Source organism: Halomicrococcus gelatinilyticus, from assembly GCA_024227995.1.
GTDB lineage: Archaea > Halobacteriota > Halobacteria > Halobacteriales > Haladaptataceae > Halomicrococcus > Halomicrococcus gelatinilyticus.
In genome coordinates this window covers 1,847,307-1,862,806 of the sequence record CP100465.1, presented here as the reverse complement: position 1 = coordinate 1,862,806, position 15,500 = coordinate 1,847,307, and the positions used below count along the sequence as shown (strand labels likewise).

At 70.0% G+C, this 15,500-nt stretch carries 14 protein-coding genes; 8 read left to right on the top strand and 6 right to left on the bottom strand.

Features of this window, described 5'->3' with window-relative positions; genetic code table 11:
* Nucleotides 1-2 precede the first annotated feature (2 nt).
* The 3 genes from NKT36_RS09770 to NKT36_RS09760 all read right to left on the bottom strand — a co-directional run bounded on the left by NKT36_RS09770 (nucleotide 3) and on the right by NKT36_RS09760 (nucleotide 3,862).
* Nucleotides 3-563, bottom strand: coding sequence for a metal-dependent hydrolase (locus tag NKT36_RS09770; protein WP_327050859.1), 561 nt, complete (start codon nucleotides 561-563; stop codon nucleotides 3-5).
* Between the two features lie 151 nt (nucleotides 564-714).
* Nucleotides 715-2,307: an ABC1 kinase family protein gene (locus NKT36_RS09765; protein WP_327050858.1), complete on the bottom strand. Its 1,593-nt coding sequence runs from the start codon at nucleotides 2,305-2,307 to the stop codon at nucleotides 715-717.
* A 238-nt stretch (nucleotides 2,308-2,545) separates the two neighbouring features.
* Nucleotides 2,546-3,862: a 5'-deoxyadenosine deaminase gene (locus NKT36_RS09760; RefSeq protein WP_327050857.1), complete on the bottom strand. Its 1,317-nt coding sequence runs from the start codon at nucleotides 3,860-3,862 to the stop codon at nucleotides 2,546-2,548.
* Between the two features lie 241 nt (nucleotides 3,863-4,103).
* Between NKT36_RS09760 and NKT36_RS09755 the strand changes: the two genes are divergently transcribed.
* From NKT36_RS09755 to NKT36_RS09745, 3 genes are all read left to right on the top strand, one after another.
* A complete protein-coding gene (locus tag NKT36_RS09755; protein WP_327050856.1) occupies nucleotides 4,104-5,528 on the top strand; it encodes an MATE family efflux transporter in 1,425 nt (474 codons plus the stop codon).
* Between the two features lie 202 nt (nucleotides 5,529-5,730).
* Entirely contained in the window at nucleotides 5,731-7,353 is a 1,623-nt protein-coding gene (locus tag NKT36_RS09750; protein WP_327050855.1) for an alkaline phosphatase family protein, read from the top strand.
* Nucleotides 7,354-7,400: 47 nt separating this feature from the next.
* On the top strand, nucleotides 7,401-8,909 hold the full coding sequence (locus NKT36_RS09745) for an FAD-dependent oxidoreductase (RefSeq protein WP_327050854.1): 1,509 nt from the start codon (nucleotides 7,401-7,403) through the stop codon (nucleotides 8,907-8,909).
* 6 nt (nucleotides 8,910-8,915) lie between these two features.
* Here NKT36_RS09745 and NKT36_RS09740 read toward each other — a convergent pair whose 3' ends face one another.
* Both NKT36_RS09740 and NKT36_RS09735 read right to left on the bottom strand, forming a co-directional pair.
* Nucleotides 8,916-10,211, bottom strand: a complete 1,296-nt coding sequence (locus NKT36_RS09740) for an MFS transporter (protein WP_327050853.1) — start codon at nucleotides 10,209-10,211, stop codon at nucleotides 8,916-8,918.
* A gap of 49 nt (nucleotides 10,212-10,260) precedes the next feature.
* Nucleotides 10,261-10,740 carry a deoxyuridine 5'-triphosphate nucleotidohydrolase gene (locus NKT36_RS09735; protein ID WP_327050852.1) on the bottom strand — a complete coding sequence of 160 codons (480 nt, stop codon included), beginning with the start codon at nucleotides 10,738-10,740 and terminating at the stop codon, nucleotides 10,261-10,263.
* Between the two features lie 207 nt (nucleotides 10,741-10,947).
* Here NKT36_RS09735 and NKT36_RS09730 point away from each other — a divergent pair, with 207 nt between their 5' ends.
* The 5 genes from NKT36_RS09730 to NKT36_RS09710 all read left to right on the top strand — a co-directional run bounded on the left by NKT36_RS09730 (nucleotide 10,948) and on the right by NKT36_RS09710 (nucleotide 14,979).
* Nucleotides 10,948-12,930, top strand: a complete 1,983-nt coding sequence (locus NKT36_RS09730; RefSeq protein WP_327050851.1) for an aconitate hydratase — start codon at nucleotides 10,948-10,950, stop codon at nucleotides 12,928-12,930.
* Nucleotides 12,931-13,100: 170 nt separating this feature from the next.
* Nucleotides 13,101-13,571, top strand: coding sequence for a ribosomal protein S18-alanine N-acetyltransferase (gene rimI / locus NKT36_RS09725; RefSeq protein ID WP_327050850.1), 471 nt, complete (start codon nucleotides 13,101-13,103; stop codon nucleotides 13,569-13,571).
* Between the two features lie 34 nt (nucleotides 13,572-13,605).
* Entirely contained in the window at nucleotides 13,606-14,019 is a 414-nt protein-coding gene (locus NKT36_RS09720; protein WP_327050849.1) for a DUF5810 domain-containing protein, read from the top strand.
* Between the two features lie 96 nt (nucleotides 14,020-14,115).
* Nucleotides 14,116-14,544 carry a hypothetical protein gene (locus NKT36_RS09715; protein ID WP_327050848.1) on the top strand — a complete coding sequence of 143 codons (429 nt, stop codon included), beginning with the start codon at nucleotides 14,116-14,118 and terminating at the stop codon, nucleotides 14,542-14,544.
* A 24-nt stretch (nucleotides 14,545-14,568) separates the two neighbouring features.
* A complete protein-coding gene (locus NKT36_RS09710; protein WP_327050847.1) occupies nucleotides 14,569-14,979 on the top strand; it encodes a DUF5809 family protein in 411 nt (136 codons plus the stop codon).
* On the opposite strand, the gene NKT36_RS09705 is transcribed toward NKT36_RS09710, so the two are convergent.
* Complete coding sequence (locus NKT36_RS09705) at nucleotides 14,976-15,410, bottom strand: metal-dependent transcriptional regulator (RefSeq protein ID WP_327050846.1); 435 nt, start codon at nucleotides 15,408-15,410, stop codon at nucleotides 14,976-14,978. The two genes, NKT36_RS09710 and NKT36_RS09705, sit on opposite strands and share 4 nt — an antisense overlap.
* Nucleotides 15,411-15,500: the final 90 nt, after the last annotated feature.

Genomic DNA, 15,500 nt, shown 5'->3' with positions numbered 1-15,500 from the left:
CTCTACGACTCGCCGGAGATGCGGTACGGGTGGTCGACGTCGAAGTCGAGGTAGCCGACCACGAGGTGAAGCGTCGCCGCGATCGCCAGCAGACCGCGGTTCCACCACGGCGAGTTGTACCAGGCGACGTCGACCGACCAGGGCTTGCTAAACAGGGGCCAGAACGGCTCGACCGGCTTGGCGATGTCGGGCGCAGACAGCATGTCGGCGAACAGGTGGCTGAACCCGCCGAGGACGAGCGCGCCCGCCACGAAGACGAACAGCGCGCCGGCCGAGATGGTGTGGCCCTCGCTGCGCAGCCAGGCGCGTTCGAGCCACGACTTGAGTCCGTACTCGACGACGGCACCGGCGACGACGCCGACCGTCACCACGAACAGGACGGTGTGCGTGATGCCGTGGTGGGCGATCGGCAGGAACTGGCTCAACACCAGATCGACGTCCGGCAACATCGCCGTGGAGAGCACGAGCGCGATGAACGCGAGGCTCGCCCGCCCGTTCCAGACGACGAGCGCCGGCAGCGCCCAGAGCAGTGCCATCCCGAAGTGTCCCATCACGTCGACCATCGTGCCCACGGAGTAGGGCGATGAGTCCCCTAAACGTGCTGCCTGCGTGAACAAGCGTGGACGAAGCGGCGGCCGGTGCGTCCGTTGCACCGTCGCCGCCCCCCGGTGTGGCGTCGTCGTCCCCCGGCGGAGCACCGTCGCCGCCTCCGAACTACCCCCGTTCCTCGCGGATGACACCGCGGATGGCGAGCAGGAAGAAGACGGTCATGACGGTCGCGATGACGTACCCGATGGCGCCGAACAGCGGGCTCTCGCGGGTCAGGATGGACGAGCCGACGACCCACGACGCGGTGATGATGGCGTACGCCAGGGTGCGCCCGACGCGGGTGAGCGGGTCGTGCAGGTCCAGGCCCTCGACGCTGAGCTCGCCGCGCCGGACCGTGTCGAGGGTCGCCTCCAGCTTCGTCGGCGTGCGGAGCGCCGCCCGGAACGACTCCCACGCCTCCCCGCGCGTCTCCGCGGCGACGTTCCGAGCGCCGCGCTGCATGTAGCCGTGCTCGACGAGGAACTCGCGCGCCGCCGCGATGAAGTCGAACTGCGGGTCGAGCTGTCGCAGGACGCCCTCGCCGACGGTGCCGACCCGGATGACGAGCATGAGGTCGGGCGGGAGGCGGAAGGGGAACTCCTGGAGGACGGTCGTCACCTCCGTGATGATGCGGCGCCAGTCGGTGACGGCCCGTCCCTCGAGGTCCTCGATGACGAGCGTCAGGACGCGAGCCATCGCCTCGCGGTCGACCGTCGGGTCGAGCGCGCCGAGGTCGACGAGGACGTCCATGATGCGGTCGACGTCGCGCTGGGCGATGGCGAGGTAGAGTTCGACGATGGCGTCCTGCATCCGCGGCGTGAACCGCCCGGTCATGCCGAAGTCGTAGAAGACGACGCGACCCCGCTGGTCGACGCCGAGGTTGCCGGGATGGGGGTCGCCGTGGAAGATGCCGTCCTCCAGCCCCATCTCGAAGTAGGCGTTCGCGACGTCCTCTGCGATCACGGCCGGGTCGAAGCCGGCCCGGCGAAGCTGGTCCACGTCGGTTATCTTGATGCTGTCGACGCGCTGCATCGTGAGCACGCGCTCGGAGCACGCGTCGGGGTACCGGCGCGGGATTCTGACGGTGTCGTCGCCCGCGAAGTTCTCGCGGATCTCGTCCATCATCCTCCCCTCGCGCTCGAAGTCCAGTTCCTCGCGGATGATGCGCTCGAAGTCGTCCGCCATGTTCCGCAGGGAGAAGCGGTGACGCTCCGGGGCGATGCGGACGACGACGGGCAGCAGGCGGCGGATGACCCGGAGATCGGTCTCGATGAGGGCGACGATGCCCGGCCGGCGGACCTTCACCACGACCGGGTTCCCCTGGTAGGTTGCCTCGTACACCTCCGCGAGCGACCCGCCAGCGACCGGGTCGGGGTCGAACTCGTCGTAGACGTCCCGACCCACGTCGGCCTCGACGGTCGGTTCCGCCTCGCCGTACGCGCCCGGCGGGACGGCGTCCTGGAGCGACGACAGCTCCTCGGCGTACGTCTCGGGGACGATGTCGGGCCGGGTCGAGAGCACCTGTCCGATCTTGATGAACGTCGGGCCCAGGTCGAGCAGCGCGTCCCGCAGTTCGCGGGCGCGCTGCTGGCGCTGCTCGTCGGTCAGGGTCCGCGACCGGCCGAAGAGTACGAACCGTCGGCGGTCACGGAGGAACGCCGTCAGGAACGGCAGGAACGCGAGGCCGACGCGGACGAGTCTGACGAGATAGCTGACCATTCGGACGCCCGACTTCGCTCACGGCACACACGTACAAAAGAGTGGACGCCTGGCACGCGATACGCCCGGCACGCAGCGGTCGAAAGAGTGGCCCGGCTCACAGCGGTCGGGAGAGTGGCTACCGGAGCCAGATACGCCGCACATCCCGGGGGAGAATGCCGGATCGGACGTTCAGGCCGCCACTGACCGATTGCAGGAGCGACTGACTCGGGAGCGGACGCGACGGGACCGAGGAGCGTCAGCAGAGACAGTCCGGCGCTCCGTCGAGTCCCGACGCGACCGCCCGCGCTCGCGCCCGGATCTCGTCGGCGTCCGCCACCAGCACCTCGCCGTCCGCCTGCAGCACCTCGCCGTCGACCATGGTGAACTCGACGTCGTCGCCGTGGGCCGAGAACACCAGGTGCGAGAGCGGGTCGTACAGCGGCGTCGCGCGGGTCTCGTCGGTCGTCAGGCCGACGACGTCCGCGCGCCAGCCCTCGCGGAGTTTGCCGACGCGGTCGAAGCCAGCGGCGCGCGCGCCGTTGACGGTCGCCATCTCGAAGACGGTCCGGGCGGGCGTCGCCTCCGGGTCGTGGTGGTCGACCTTCTGGAGGAGGCTGGCCTGGCGCATCTCAGTCAGCGGGTCGAGCGTGTTGTTGCACGGCGGCCCGTCGTTGCCGAGCGCGACGTTGATGCCGCGGTCCAGGTAGTCGACGACGGGCGCGATACCGCTCGCGAGCTTCATGTTCGAGGAGGGGCAGTAGGTGACGTGCGTGCCGGTCTCCGCGAGCACCTCGCGCTCGCTCTCGGTGGTCCAGACGCAGTGGGCGAGCACGACGTCCTCGCCGGTCAGGCCGACCTCGTCGAGCCAGTGGACGTTGCGGTAGCCGGTGTCCTCCTCGACGGTCGCCACCTCGTCGCGGTTCTCGCTGGCGTGGGTGTGGATGCGGACGCCCTCGTTCTCGTCGGCGATGCGGCGCGCGCCGCGGAGACAGTCCTCGGTGCAGGAGACGGCGAACCGGGGCGTGACGGCGTACCGGATGCGGCCGTCGGCGGCGCCGTGGTAGCGGTCGACGAGCCGTTCAGTTTCAGCGAGCGCCGCGTCGGTGTCCTCCCGGAGACCGTCGGGCGCGCGCTTGTCCATCAGCACCTTCCCGAGGCGGCCGCGGACGCCCATCTCGACCGCGGCGTCGAACGCCCGGTCGGCGTGGTGGACCGAGAGGTGGTCGACGCAGGTCGTCGTCCCGCTCTCGATCATCTCCAGGTAGCCGAGGCGCGCCGCGACGTACATCGCCTCGGCGTCGAGGCTCGCCTCCATCGGCAGGACGTGGTCGAACAGCCAGTCCAGCAGTTCGGTGTCGTCGGCGATGCCGCGCCCGAGGCTCTGGACCGAGTGGACGTGGCTGCCGACGAACCCCGGCGCGAGCAGGTCGTACGAGTGAACCTCGCGGTCCGGATACGCGTCGAGGATTGCCTCGCGCTCGCCGACCGCGGCGATCCGGTCGCCCTCGACGGCGATGCCCCCGTCTTCGATGGTCGTCGACGCGTCCGCGACGACCGTTCCCGTCAGTATCATACCGTGTCCCCGCTTCACCAGTGTCCGTCCCGGCATGAGCGCTTCGGTTTCGTACCCCGACGGCGGGGACAGCGCAGCTTAGCAACGGTCTAATCCGGCAGCAGCGGGCGGACGAGACGCGCGCTCGCCGGCGGTGCGTCGACCCCACCGTCGAGCCGGCGACGGTGCGGCAGTGATAGTTCTTCACGTGCCGCACACGAGTCGAAATATTGAAACGCCGCTGTTTCGTTCCGAAAGTACGATGAGTAGCCCGCGCGCCAGCGGGTCGATTACCGAGGGCGGCCTCGTCCGCCCGATGTTCGAACTCGCGTGGCCCATCGTCGTCATCCAGCTCCTCCAGGTGGCCTACAACGTCGCCGACACGTTCTGGCTCGGACGCTTCTCCGCAGACGCCGTCGGGGCGATGAGCCTCGCGTTCCCGCTCATCTTCTTCCTCATCTCCATCGCGGGCGGGTTCAACGCGGCCGGGAGCATCCTCGTCGCCCAGTACACGGGCGCGGACAGCGAGGGGTCCGCGGGCGAGGTCGCCGGCCAGGTGCTGTCGTTCGTCACGATGCTGGCGGTCGTCCTCGCCGCCGCCGGCTACCTCCTCACGGACCCGATGCTGGCCGCCATCCCGAGCCAGCAGGCGACGGGCGGCCAGGTCTTCCCGCTCGCCCGGGACTACATGAAGGTGTTCTTCCTCGGGCTCCCGTTCCTGTTCGGGTTCTTCGTGTTCAGTTCGCTGATGCGCGGCTACGGCAACACGCGGACGCCGATGCGCGTGATGGCCGTCAGCGTCGCCATCAACGTCGTCCTCGACCCCCTGTTCATCTTCGGGGCCGGACCCATCCCGAAGATGGGCATCGAAGGGGCCGCGCTGGCGACCATCCTGGCGCGCGCCGTCGCGAGCGTCATCGGCCTGTACGTCCTGTTCGGCGCAAGCGCCGGCCCCGACGTGGGGTTCGACGACCTCGTCCCCGACCTGGGCTACATCAAGGACATCGTCAGCATCGGCACGCCGAGCGCGCTCGAGCAGTCGACCAGCGCGCTGGCGATGATAACCCTGACGGCGATGGTCGTCCAGTTCGCTCCGCCGGTGGTGAGCGCCTACGGCCTGGGCAACCGCCTCGCGTCGCTCGTCTTCCTCCCCGCGATGGGGCTGGGCCGGGCGACGAACACGATGGTCGGCCAGAACCTCGGCGCGGAGAACCCCGAGCGCGCCGAGCGGGCGGTGTGGCTCGCCGCGAAGGCCGGCTCGGCCGTGATGCTCGCGGTCGCGGTCGTCGCGGCGCTGTTCCCCGGCCCCATCGTGGGCGTGTTCATGGCCACCGGGACCGAGAAGGCCGCCCAGACCATCGAGTACGGCAGTTCGTACCTGCGCATCCGCTCCATCGAGTTCGCGTTCATGGCCTTGCTGCAGGTGCTGCTCGGTGCCTACCGCGGCGCGGGCAACACGAAGACGGCCATGGCGTTCTCGATGGTCGCGCTGTGGCTCGGCCGGGTGCCCGTCGTGTACGGCCTCGCGTTCGTCCAGGACATGGGCCCGACCGGCGTCTGGGTCGGGATGGCGTTCGGCAACGTCGTCGGGGCCATCGCCGCCGCGCTGTGGTTCACCCGCGGCACGTGGAAGGAGGCCGTCATCGACGAACCGGGCCCCGCGCCCGTTCCAGAGGGCGAGGACTGACGGCGGGGCCGACCCCGACACCGAGCGCCGCCCCGCGATTCGGCCGAAATCCGTCGCCCGCCGGTTTAGGCGTGACATAATAAAATACCCCGCACCGCTAGAGTCTGGCGATGAGTGCGGCGAGCGTCGCGGACGGGGGGAGACACGCCGCCCGTCTCGACGACCACACGACCGAGACCGACCGCTCCCGGAGGTGGCCGCGATGACCGGAACGGCGCTCGACGTCCTGCTGGTCGGCATCGACGCCGGCTGTCTGTCCGTCTTCGACCGACTCGACGGCGACGTCCCGACCATCCGCTCGATCTGCGAGGACGGCGCCGCGGCCCCCCTGGAGTCACAGATGCCACCGTGGACGCCGAGCGCGTGGCCGTCGCTGTACACCGGCGTCAATCCCGGCAAGCACGGCGTCTGCGGGTTCGTCACCTACGAGGGGTACGACTTCCGCGTCGTCACCGGCGACGACGTCGAGGAGCACGCCATCTGGACGCTGCTCGACCGCCACGACGTGACGAGCGTCGTCGTCAACGTCCCCGTCACCCACCCGCCGGACGCCGTCGACGGCGCGGTGCTGCCGGGGTTCATCGGCCCCGAGGACCCGACCTGCCACCCCGAGGGGCTGCTCGACGACGTCCGGGACGCCATCGGCGACTACCGGGTGTACCCGACCTACTCCCGCGAGGAGTCGTCGTACACCGACAGCGAGAAGATGGACGAGTACACCGACCTCGTGCGGATGCGCGGCGAGGCGTTCCGCTACCTGGCCGACGAGCACGACCCGGAGTTCGGCTTCGTCCAGTTCCAGAAGCCCGACACCGTCTTCCACGAGTTCGACGGCGACCGGGAGAAGGTTCGGACGGTGTACCGGGAGACCGACCGCCAGATAGCGCGCATCCTGGACGACTGCGACCCCGACACCGTCTTCCTCGCCAGCGACCACGGCATGGGTCCCTACGACGACTACGAGTTCCGCGTCAACGAGTTCCTGCGCGACGAGGGGTTCGTCGAGGCGACGCGGGGCGGCAAGGGGATGCCGTCGTGGAACCCCATCCAGGAGGAACTGCGCGAGGGCAAGGACACGACGACGTGGGAACCGAACGCCGTCGAGCGACTGGCCGCGAGCGCCGCGAAGGTCGGCCTCACCGCCCACCGCATCCGGACCGCACTCGAAACGGTAGGGCTGGCCGACGTCGCCCGCCGGGTCGCGCCGCGGAACGTCGCCCGCACCGGCAACGAGCAGGTCGACTTCGAGAACTCGACGGCGTACATGCGCGCGCGGACCGAACTCGGCGTGCGTATCAACCTCGAGGGCCGCGAACCCCAGGGCACGGTTCCCCCCGAACAGTACGACGACGTCCGCGAGGCGGTGATGGCGGCGCTGCGCGCGGTCGAGACGCCGGACGGCGACCCCGTCTTCGAGACGGTCGCCCCCCGCGAGCGCTACTTCCACGGCAAGAACGCCGAGAACGCGCCCGACGTCGTCACCGTCCCGGACGGGATGGGGCAGTTCCTCTCCGCGCAACTGCTCGGCGACCACTTCGCGCCGCCGACCGAGCCCTGGAACCACAAGCTCGACGGCGTCTTCGCGGCGTACGGCGACGGGGTCGACCCCGACGCGATGCCGGACCACCCCCACCTCTTCGACGTCGCGCCGACGGTCATGTCCGCGCTCGGCGTCCCCTACAGCGACCGGATGGACGGCGAGGTCGTCCCGGTCGTCGACGACGTCGGCGCACAGTCGTACCCCGAGTACGACGGCGACGGCGGCGCAACGATGGACGAGGACGCGGTCGAGCAGCGACTCGCCGACCTCGGGTACGTACAGTAGCCACCGCCCTTTTGCCGGGGACCGTCGAACCACGGCCGGGGGATTCCATGGCCGACGCTGACCTTCCGGGGGAGGGAGTATCGCTCTGGTCCGCGACGACGCCGGAGACCGACTACGACCCGCTCGACGGCGACCTGCGCGTCGACGTGGCGGTCGTCGGCGCGGGCATCGCGGGGCTGTCGACCGCGGCAGAACTCGACGACGCCGGACTGGACGTCGCCGTACTCGAAGCGAACCGCGTCGTCTCGGGGGTGACGGCGCGCACGACGGCGAAACTGACGAGCCTCCACGGCCTCGTCTACCACGACCTCGTGTCGCGGGAGGGGCGCGAGCGCGCCCACCAGTACGCGGCGGCCAACGAGGCGGCCATCGAGACCGTCGCCGAGCGCGCCGAGGAGATCGACTGCGAGTTCCGCCGTCGGCCGGCGTACACGTACGTCACCGACCGCGACCGGCGGTCCAGCGTCCGGAAGGAGGTCGAGGCCGCGCGGAGCCTCGGACTGCCCGCAGAGTTCGTCGACGACGTCCCGCTGGCGCTGGACGCCGACTGTGCGGTGCGGTTCGACGACCAGGCGCAGTTCCACCCGCGGCAGTACCTGCTCGGCCTCGCCGACGAACTGGAGAGCGGCGACGGCCGCGTGTTCGAGGAGACCAGGGTGACCGACGTCAGCGGGGGCGAGCCGTGTCGCGTCGCAACCGAGCGCGGGACGGTCACCGCCGACGACGTCGTCGTCGCCACCCACTTCCCGTTCCAGGACCCGGCGGGGTACTTCGCACGGGCCTACCCCAAGCGGTCGTACGTGCTCGCGCTGCGCGTCCGCGACCCGACCCCGGAGGGGATGTACTACCGGCCTGGCGACCCGTACTTCTCGGTGCGGCCGCACGAGACGGCCGAGGAGTCGCTCGTGCTCGTCGGCAGCCAGAACCACAAGACGGGACAGGGCGGTAGCACCGCCGAGCGCTACCGGCGCGTCGAGCAGGCGGCCCGCGACCGGTTCGAAGTCCAGTCGGTCGCCTACCAGTGGTCGACCCAGGACTACGAGACGTCCGACGGGGTGCCGTTCGTCGGCCCCATCGCGCCGTGGCGCGACCACGCCCACGTCGCGACGGGCTACGGCGGCTGGGGGATGACCAACGGCGTCGCGACGGGCACGCTGCTCGCCGACGAGATAGCAGGCACGGGCAGCGAGTGGGCCGACGTGTACGACCCGGGGCGACTGCCGCCGCTCGAATCCGCCGGGACGCTGGTCGAGGAGAACGTCGACGCCGGCAAGGAGTTCGTCGGCGGCTGGGCGTGGTCGTCGCTGGCCGGCGACGGCCCGTCGCTCGCGCCGGGCGAGGCGCAGGTCGTCCGCGACGGCAGCGACCTGGTCGCCGTGTACCGCGACGAGGACGGCGAGCACCACCGCCGCTCGGCGGTGTGTCCGCATCTCGGCTGCGTCGTGAGCTGGAACGACGCCGAGCGGTCCTGGGACTGTCCGTGCCACGGGTCGCGGTTCGAGGTCGACGGCAGCGTCGTCGACGGCCCGGCGAACAGCGGCCTGAGCGAGAAGTGACGAGCGTCACCACCGCGTCAGCGCGCTCGCGCCGTGGGAGTACGAGAGGACGCCGAGGAAGGTGAGTACGCCCGACAGCGACGCGAGGCCGCCGACGTAGAACACCCACTCCATGCCCGCCGAACCCATCAGCACGCCGCCGAGCAGCGGCGCGAGGATGCTCCCGGGCCGCCAGACGAGTTCGCGGATGCCGAAGCTGCTGGCGACGCCGCCGTCGTCCGTGCCCTCGTCGGCGAACAGCGCCATGCTCGCCGGTTCGCGGAAGCTGTCGGCGACGCCGAGCAGGCCGTTCAGGACGACGAGCGGGACGAACGCTGGCGAGAGGTCGCCGAGCAGCGCCGCCAGGTCGACCACCGGGAGCGCGGCGACGAGCGGTCCCGTCGTCGGCACGGCGGTCGGCGCGTTCAGCGCCTCGCCGATGGCCGGGGCGAACGGGATGGTCAGCGCGACGAGGCCGTAGCCGGTCCCGCCGACGAAGACGAACAGCGCGCGGCCGAACCGGTCGGAGAGGCGGCCGGTGTGGGGCTGGAGCAGCATGTTCGTGAACTTCTCGGCGACGAGGACGACGCTCACGGCGAACGCGGCGTAGTGCAGACCGCCGCGAGCCGCGGTGACGCCCGCGAAGATGGGCACCCACTTTCGCACCATCGTCACCGCGACGGCGTACTGGGCGCGGAAGCTGGAGAGCGTGAGCAGGCGGCGATTGACCGCGAGGTCGGCGAAGGGGAACCCCTCGATGCGGGTGTCGTCCGGTTCGACGAACGCGAGGACGCCGAGCAGCGCGGGCACCAGCAGCACGACGATGACGCCGAAGACCGCGTCGAAGCCGTACAGCTGGTAGAGGACGCCAGCCGCCGGCGCGCCGACGATGGCCGCCGCGAACCGCGCCGCGTTCGCCTTGCCGATGTGGTTCGCGCGCGTCTCCAGCGTCGAGAGTTCGCCGACGAGCGCGAGCGTGACGAGGCCCGTCCCCGTCAGTGCGACGCCCTGCAGGGCGCGGACCCCGACGAAGCCGGCGCTGGAGTCGACGAACGGGAAGGCACCGTAGGCGACGACCGAGAGCGCGAGGCTAGCGAGCAGCACGGTCCGCTTGTCGTAGCGGTCGCCACTCCACGCCATCGGGACGACGGCGACGGCCTGCGCCGCGGTCAGCCCCGAGACGAACAGGCCGACCACGAGCCCGGAGCCCGGGTCGAGCACGTCGATGTACTTGCCCAGCAGCGTCACGAGCGTCACGAAGCCGAAACCGGTGGCGAACCGCGTCAGATAGAGCGCGTAGAACTGCGCCCGGTTCCCGTGCACGCTTGCGGGTGAGCAGGGCCAGGGAAAAGGGGTTTCGTTTCGAAGGTGTCTACAGGTTCTCGCCCTGGTAGTCGCCGTCGTAGGTGTCGTCGTGGTCGGCCTCCGCGAGGACGAGCTGGCCGATGCGCGCCCCGCGCTCTATCTCGACGTCGTGGTGGACCTCCAGCAGCCCCTCGCCTTTCCCCTCGTAGCCCGCGTCCCAGACGGCGGTGTGGAGCATACAGGAGTTGCGCATGAGCGACGACCGGGGGTAGAGGAAGCCGACGTGGCCGTCCGGGATGCGGACGGTCTCGCCGTACTGGACGACGTAGGTCCCCCGACGGAGGTAGTAGGTCTCGGGGACGCTCTCCCCGACCTGCTCCGGTTCGACCTCCTGCCGGTTGCCGATCTCCTTGTCGTTGCGGCCGATGCGACCGGAGTCGCGCTGCTCGTACACCGCCGCCAGCGTCAGGTCGACGCCGTTCGGCTGGACCTGCGTCGCGTCGGTGTCGCCGAGGGCCTCGGCGACGAAGGTTCCGCTCCGGAACATGTTCCAACCCTCCCCCGGGGCAAGTATAACCCTGCCGGAATCGGGGCCTCGTCGCGGCGTCGTGCCCCCGGCGGGCGCGGCTGACACGACGGGGGCGACGCGTCGGCCGTGGCGCGAATTTTGCCTGATTGCGGAGGGATTCACCCACGAACGGAACAACTCAAACACGCGGGATTTATACCCAAGGAGAGTCGATATTCGCGCGTTATGGGACAGACACTGACGGAGAAGATTCTCGACGACCACCTCGTCGAGGGGGAACTCGAAACCGGCGAGGAGATCGGGATCGAGATCGACCAGGTTCTCACGCAGGACACCACGGGGACGCTGGTCTGGCTGCAGTTCGAAGCGCTGGACCTCGACGAGGTCCAGACGGAACTCGCGGCCCAGTACTGTGACCACCAGACCTACCAGTTCGACTTCAAGAACACGGACGACCACCGCTTCCTCCGCTCGGCGGCGGGGACGTTCGGTGCACACTTCTCCCGCCCGGGCAACGGCATCTGCCACAACGTCCACAAGGAGAACTTCGCGGCACCCGGCAAGACGATGCTCGGGTCCGACTCCCACACGCCGACGCCCGGTGGCCTCGGCGAGCTCGCCATCGGTTCCGGCGGTCTCGACGTCGCGGTCGCCATGGGTGGCGGCCCGTACTACATCGAGATGCCGGAGGTCGTCAACGTCCGCCTCGAGGGTGAACTGCCCGAGTGGGCGACCGCCAAGGACGTCATCCTCGAGCTCCTCCGACGCCTCTCCGTGAAGGGCGGCGTCGGCAAGGTGCTGGAGTACACCGGTCCGGGCGTCGAGACGCTCTCGGTCCCCGAGCGCACCACCATCACGAACATGGGCACCGAGCTCGGTGCGACCACCTCCATCTTCCCGACCGACGAGAAGACCGAGGAGTACCTCGACCGCCTCGGCCGCAGCGACGAGTACGTCGAGATCGGCCCCGACGAGGACGCCGAGTACGACGACCAGATCGTCGTCGACCTCTCGGACCTCGAACCGCTCATCGCGAAGCCGTCCATGCCCGACAACGTCGTGCCCGTCCGCGAGGTCGCCGGCACCGACGTCGACCAGGTCATGATCGGCTCCTGCACCAACGGCGCGTACGAGGACATCCTCCCCGCCGCGAAGATGCTGGAGGGCCGCACGGTCGACCGCAAGACGGACATGATCGTCGCGCCCGGCAGCAAGCAGGCCTCCGAGATGCTGGCTCGCGAGGGCCACGTCGCGGAACTGATGGCGGCCGGCGTCAACTTCTCCGAGGCGACCTGCGGTGCGTGTATCGGCATCGGTCACGTGCCCGCCTCCGACTCCGTGAGCCTGCGCACGTTCAACCGCAACTTCGAGGGCCGCTCGGGCATCGAGGACGACTCGGTGTACCTCTGCTCGCCGGAAGTCGCCACGGCGGCGGCGCTCAAGGGCGAGATCGTCGACCCGCGCGACCTCGCCGACGAGCTCGGCGACCTCGAGGACCCCGGCTTCGAGCTCGGCGACGGCTACGACATCGACGGCGAGGACCCCGACCTCATCGCGCCCGACGAGGCCGTCGACGACGAGCTCATCAAGGGCCCGAACATCGGCGACGTCCCGCTGAAAGACGAGATGGGTGCCGACGTCGAAGGTGAGGCCCTGCTGAAGATGCAGGACAACATCACGACCGACCACATCATCCCGGCGACCCAGGACATCCTGATGTACCGGTCGAACATCCCGAAGCTGTCGGAGTTCACCCTCTCGCGCGTCGACGAGACGTTCGCCGACCGCGCGCTGGAGGCCGACGGCGGCTTCCTCGTCGCCGGCGAGAACTACGGCCAGGGTAGCTCCCGCGAGCACGCCGCCCTCTGTCCGATGTACCTCGGCGTGGAAGGCGTCCTCGCCCAGAGCTTCGCCCGCATCCACAAGGCGAACCTCTTCAACTTCGGTCTCGTCCCGCTCGAGATCGACGAGGAAACCTACGAGAAGATCGAGCAGGGCGACGACGTCGAGATCGTCGACGACGTCGCCGAGGCGGTCCGCTCCGGCCAGGAGGAGTTCACCATCCGCGTGAACGACGACTGGGAGGCGACCGGCCACCTCGACGCGTCCGACCGCGAGCGCCAGATCCTCGCCGACGGCGGCAAGCTGCCCCACACGAAGAAGCAGGCCGAGTCCGGCGGCAGCGGTGCGGCCCCGGCCGACGACTGATCGAGACGACCATCTTTTTCGGCGCGCCACGGTCGACCAGCGGCAGGTCTCCGCCGCCGCTGACGAGGCGTGACAGCCGCCGCTCGTCGCGAGGACACGGAACCGACCCGACGCTTACCGCCGGTTCGGTGAGCATGAAAGCTATAGGCGTTCGCGCCGAACGGCCGAACGTGACGACTGCCGCCAGCGATGCGGAAGGCATCGGCATCCGCCCGGTCGAGGAGGCGGACCTGCTCGCCGTCTTCCGCATCGAGAAGGCGTCGTTCGACCAGCCGTGGCCGTTCTCCGCCTTCGAGCGCTACCTCGACGAGCCCACCTTCCTCGTCGCGGTCGACGGGACGAAGGTGGTCGGCTACGTCGTGGCCGACCTCATGCCGAACCACGGGCGGGCGCTCGGCCACGTCAAGGACGTCGCCGTCCACCCGTCCCGGCGCGGCGAGGGCATCGGGACGAAGCTCTTCGAACGCGTGCTGGCGGAGCTGCGGACGCGCGGCGCTCACAGCGTGAAACTGGAGGTGCGCGAGAGCAACGAGACGGCCATCGCGCTGTACAACTCCTTCGGCTTCCAGTACCTCCGGACGCTACCGCGCTACTACAACGACGGGGAGGACGCGCTGGTGATGGTCGCCGACCTGAAATGAAGGGTTTTCCCGTCCGCACCGCGTAGCGACGTGCATGGGATACGCCTGTCCGGTCTGCGAGACGCCCCAGTCGGACGGGGAGCACCTCGCGAACCACCTCGCGTTCACGGCCATGCTCGGCGACGACGAGCACGCGGCGTGGCTCGACGAGCACGCCCCCGGCTGGGAGGACGAGGGACCAGACGAACTCGCCCCGCGGGTGACCGACCACGTCGAGGAGGCCGAGTATCCGCAGGTGTTCGACGACACCCGGCCGCCGGACCACGACCACGACCACCAGTTCGAGGAGGAACTGCAGCGCTCGGGCGGCTACGGGCGGACCGCCGGCGCAGGGGCGCAGGACGCCGACACCCAGCGCATCCTGAACGAGGCGCGACGGATGACCGAGGAGATGCTTTCGGAAGACGACGCCGACGACGAATCCGCGGAGGACGGCGACGAGACGTAGGCCGGGAGCGTGCGGACGACGAGAACGCGGCCGTCGACGGCGCGACGCCCCGCGACCGACGGTTTCTTAACAGCTGGCCTACACTGAACGACCATCATGCGGTGGGCCGCCAGAACGTTCGTCGCCGCCACGGTCGTCCTCGGAGCGGGAGCAGCCGCCTGGCAGACGTTCGCTCCGGCGTTCACGGCGGTGCGAGCGATGACGGTGCCGGTGCTCGCGGCCGGCGGCCTCGCCGGTTTCGGCGTCGGTCGCGGCGAGGAGGTCGGTCAGGTGACGGCCGAGCGCTTCGGGACCGTGGGCAGCGCCCTCTGTTACGTCTCGGTGCTGTTGCTGCTGTTCCAGGCGAAACTGGGCATGGTCGGGTACGCCGCGACGGCGCTGGTCGGGGTGGCGCTGCTGGGGGTCAGGTTCGGCCACCCCGGGGTCCCGCTGTTCGGCGGCCCGGCCCCGGCGAGGTTCCAGGAGACGGACGGCCGCGCGGCGGTCGGGCGGGCGTGTGCGGATCGCGGAGACGAAAACGAGTAGTCCCCGCCGACGGAACGCCCGGACATGGAGACCCACGGACTACTGTCACCCGACGACGTAGCGGCGGCGCGCGAACGGTACGAGGCGGTCGGCCCCGCGGCCCAGACCGTCGTGAAGGAGACGGCGAAGGCGATGCGGTTCGACCGCGGGGAGTACGAGGAGCGCGTGACGGGCGAGGTCGTCGAGACGGCCCGCGACGCCCTGTTCGCGTCGCTGCTGGAGGTCCACACCGGCTCTCGCGAGGAGTTCGAGGCGGCGATTCCCGGGTCGTTCGAGGTCGTCGAGGAGGGAAGCGAGAACGTCGAGAACGTCGCGTGGCACGTCGCACCCGCGGCGGAGACCGTCGTCGCGGCGACGTACCAGCGCGAGGCGGCCGCCGCGGTGGCGACGCTCCAGCGACAGGCGTTCGGCAAGGTGTATCGGGAGCTACTCTAGCGGTCGCCGCGGACGTCGTCGCAGCAGGCGTCGAACTCCTCCTCCGGCGCGCTGCACTCGCCAGCGCAGGGATGGCCGATGCGCGCGCGCAACTGGGCGGCCACGTCGTCGGAGAGGGCGTGACCGACGTCGCGCGCCTCCTCGGTGTCGTCGATCGCGAGATCCTCCGTCAGGAAGTTCTCGGCGACGCAGTGCTTCCACAGCAGTTCCCGGGCGGTCCGCTCGCCGTCCGGCGTGAGCGTCGCTCCCTCGTACTTCTCGTAGGTCGCCAGGTCGCGCTCCTCCAGCGTCCGGAGCATCTCCGTGACGCTGGCCGCGCTCACGTCGAGGGCGTCGGCCAGCTCGCTCGTCCGCGCCGGATGGTCCGTCGCGGCGGAGACGAGATGGATGGTGCTGAGATACCGACCGACGCTCGCGGAGACCTCAGTCATCGTGGTGTACGAACGGGCGCGAACCGCATAAGTATTTCTCGGCGGGAGCGCCCCCGGAGACGGCTTCGAGAGGCCGCGTCGGGCACGTTC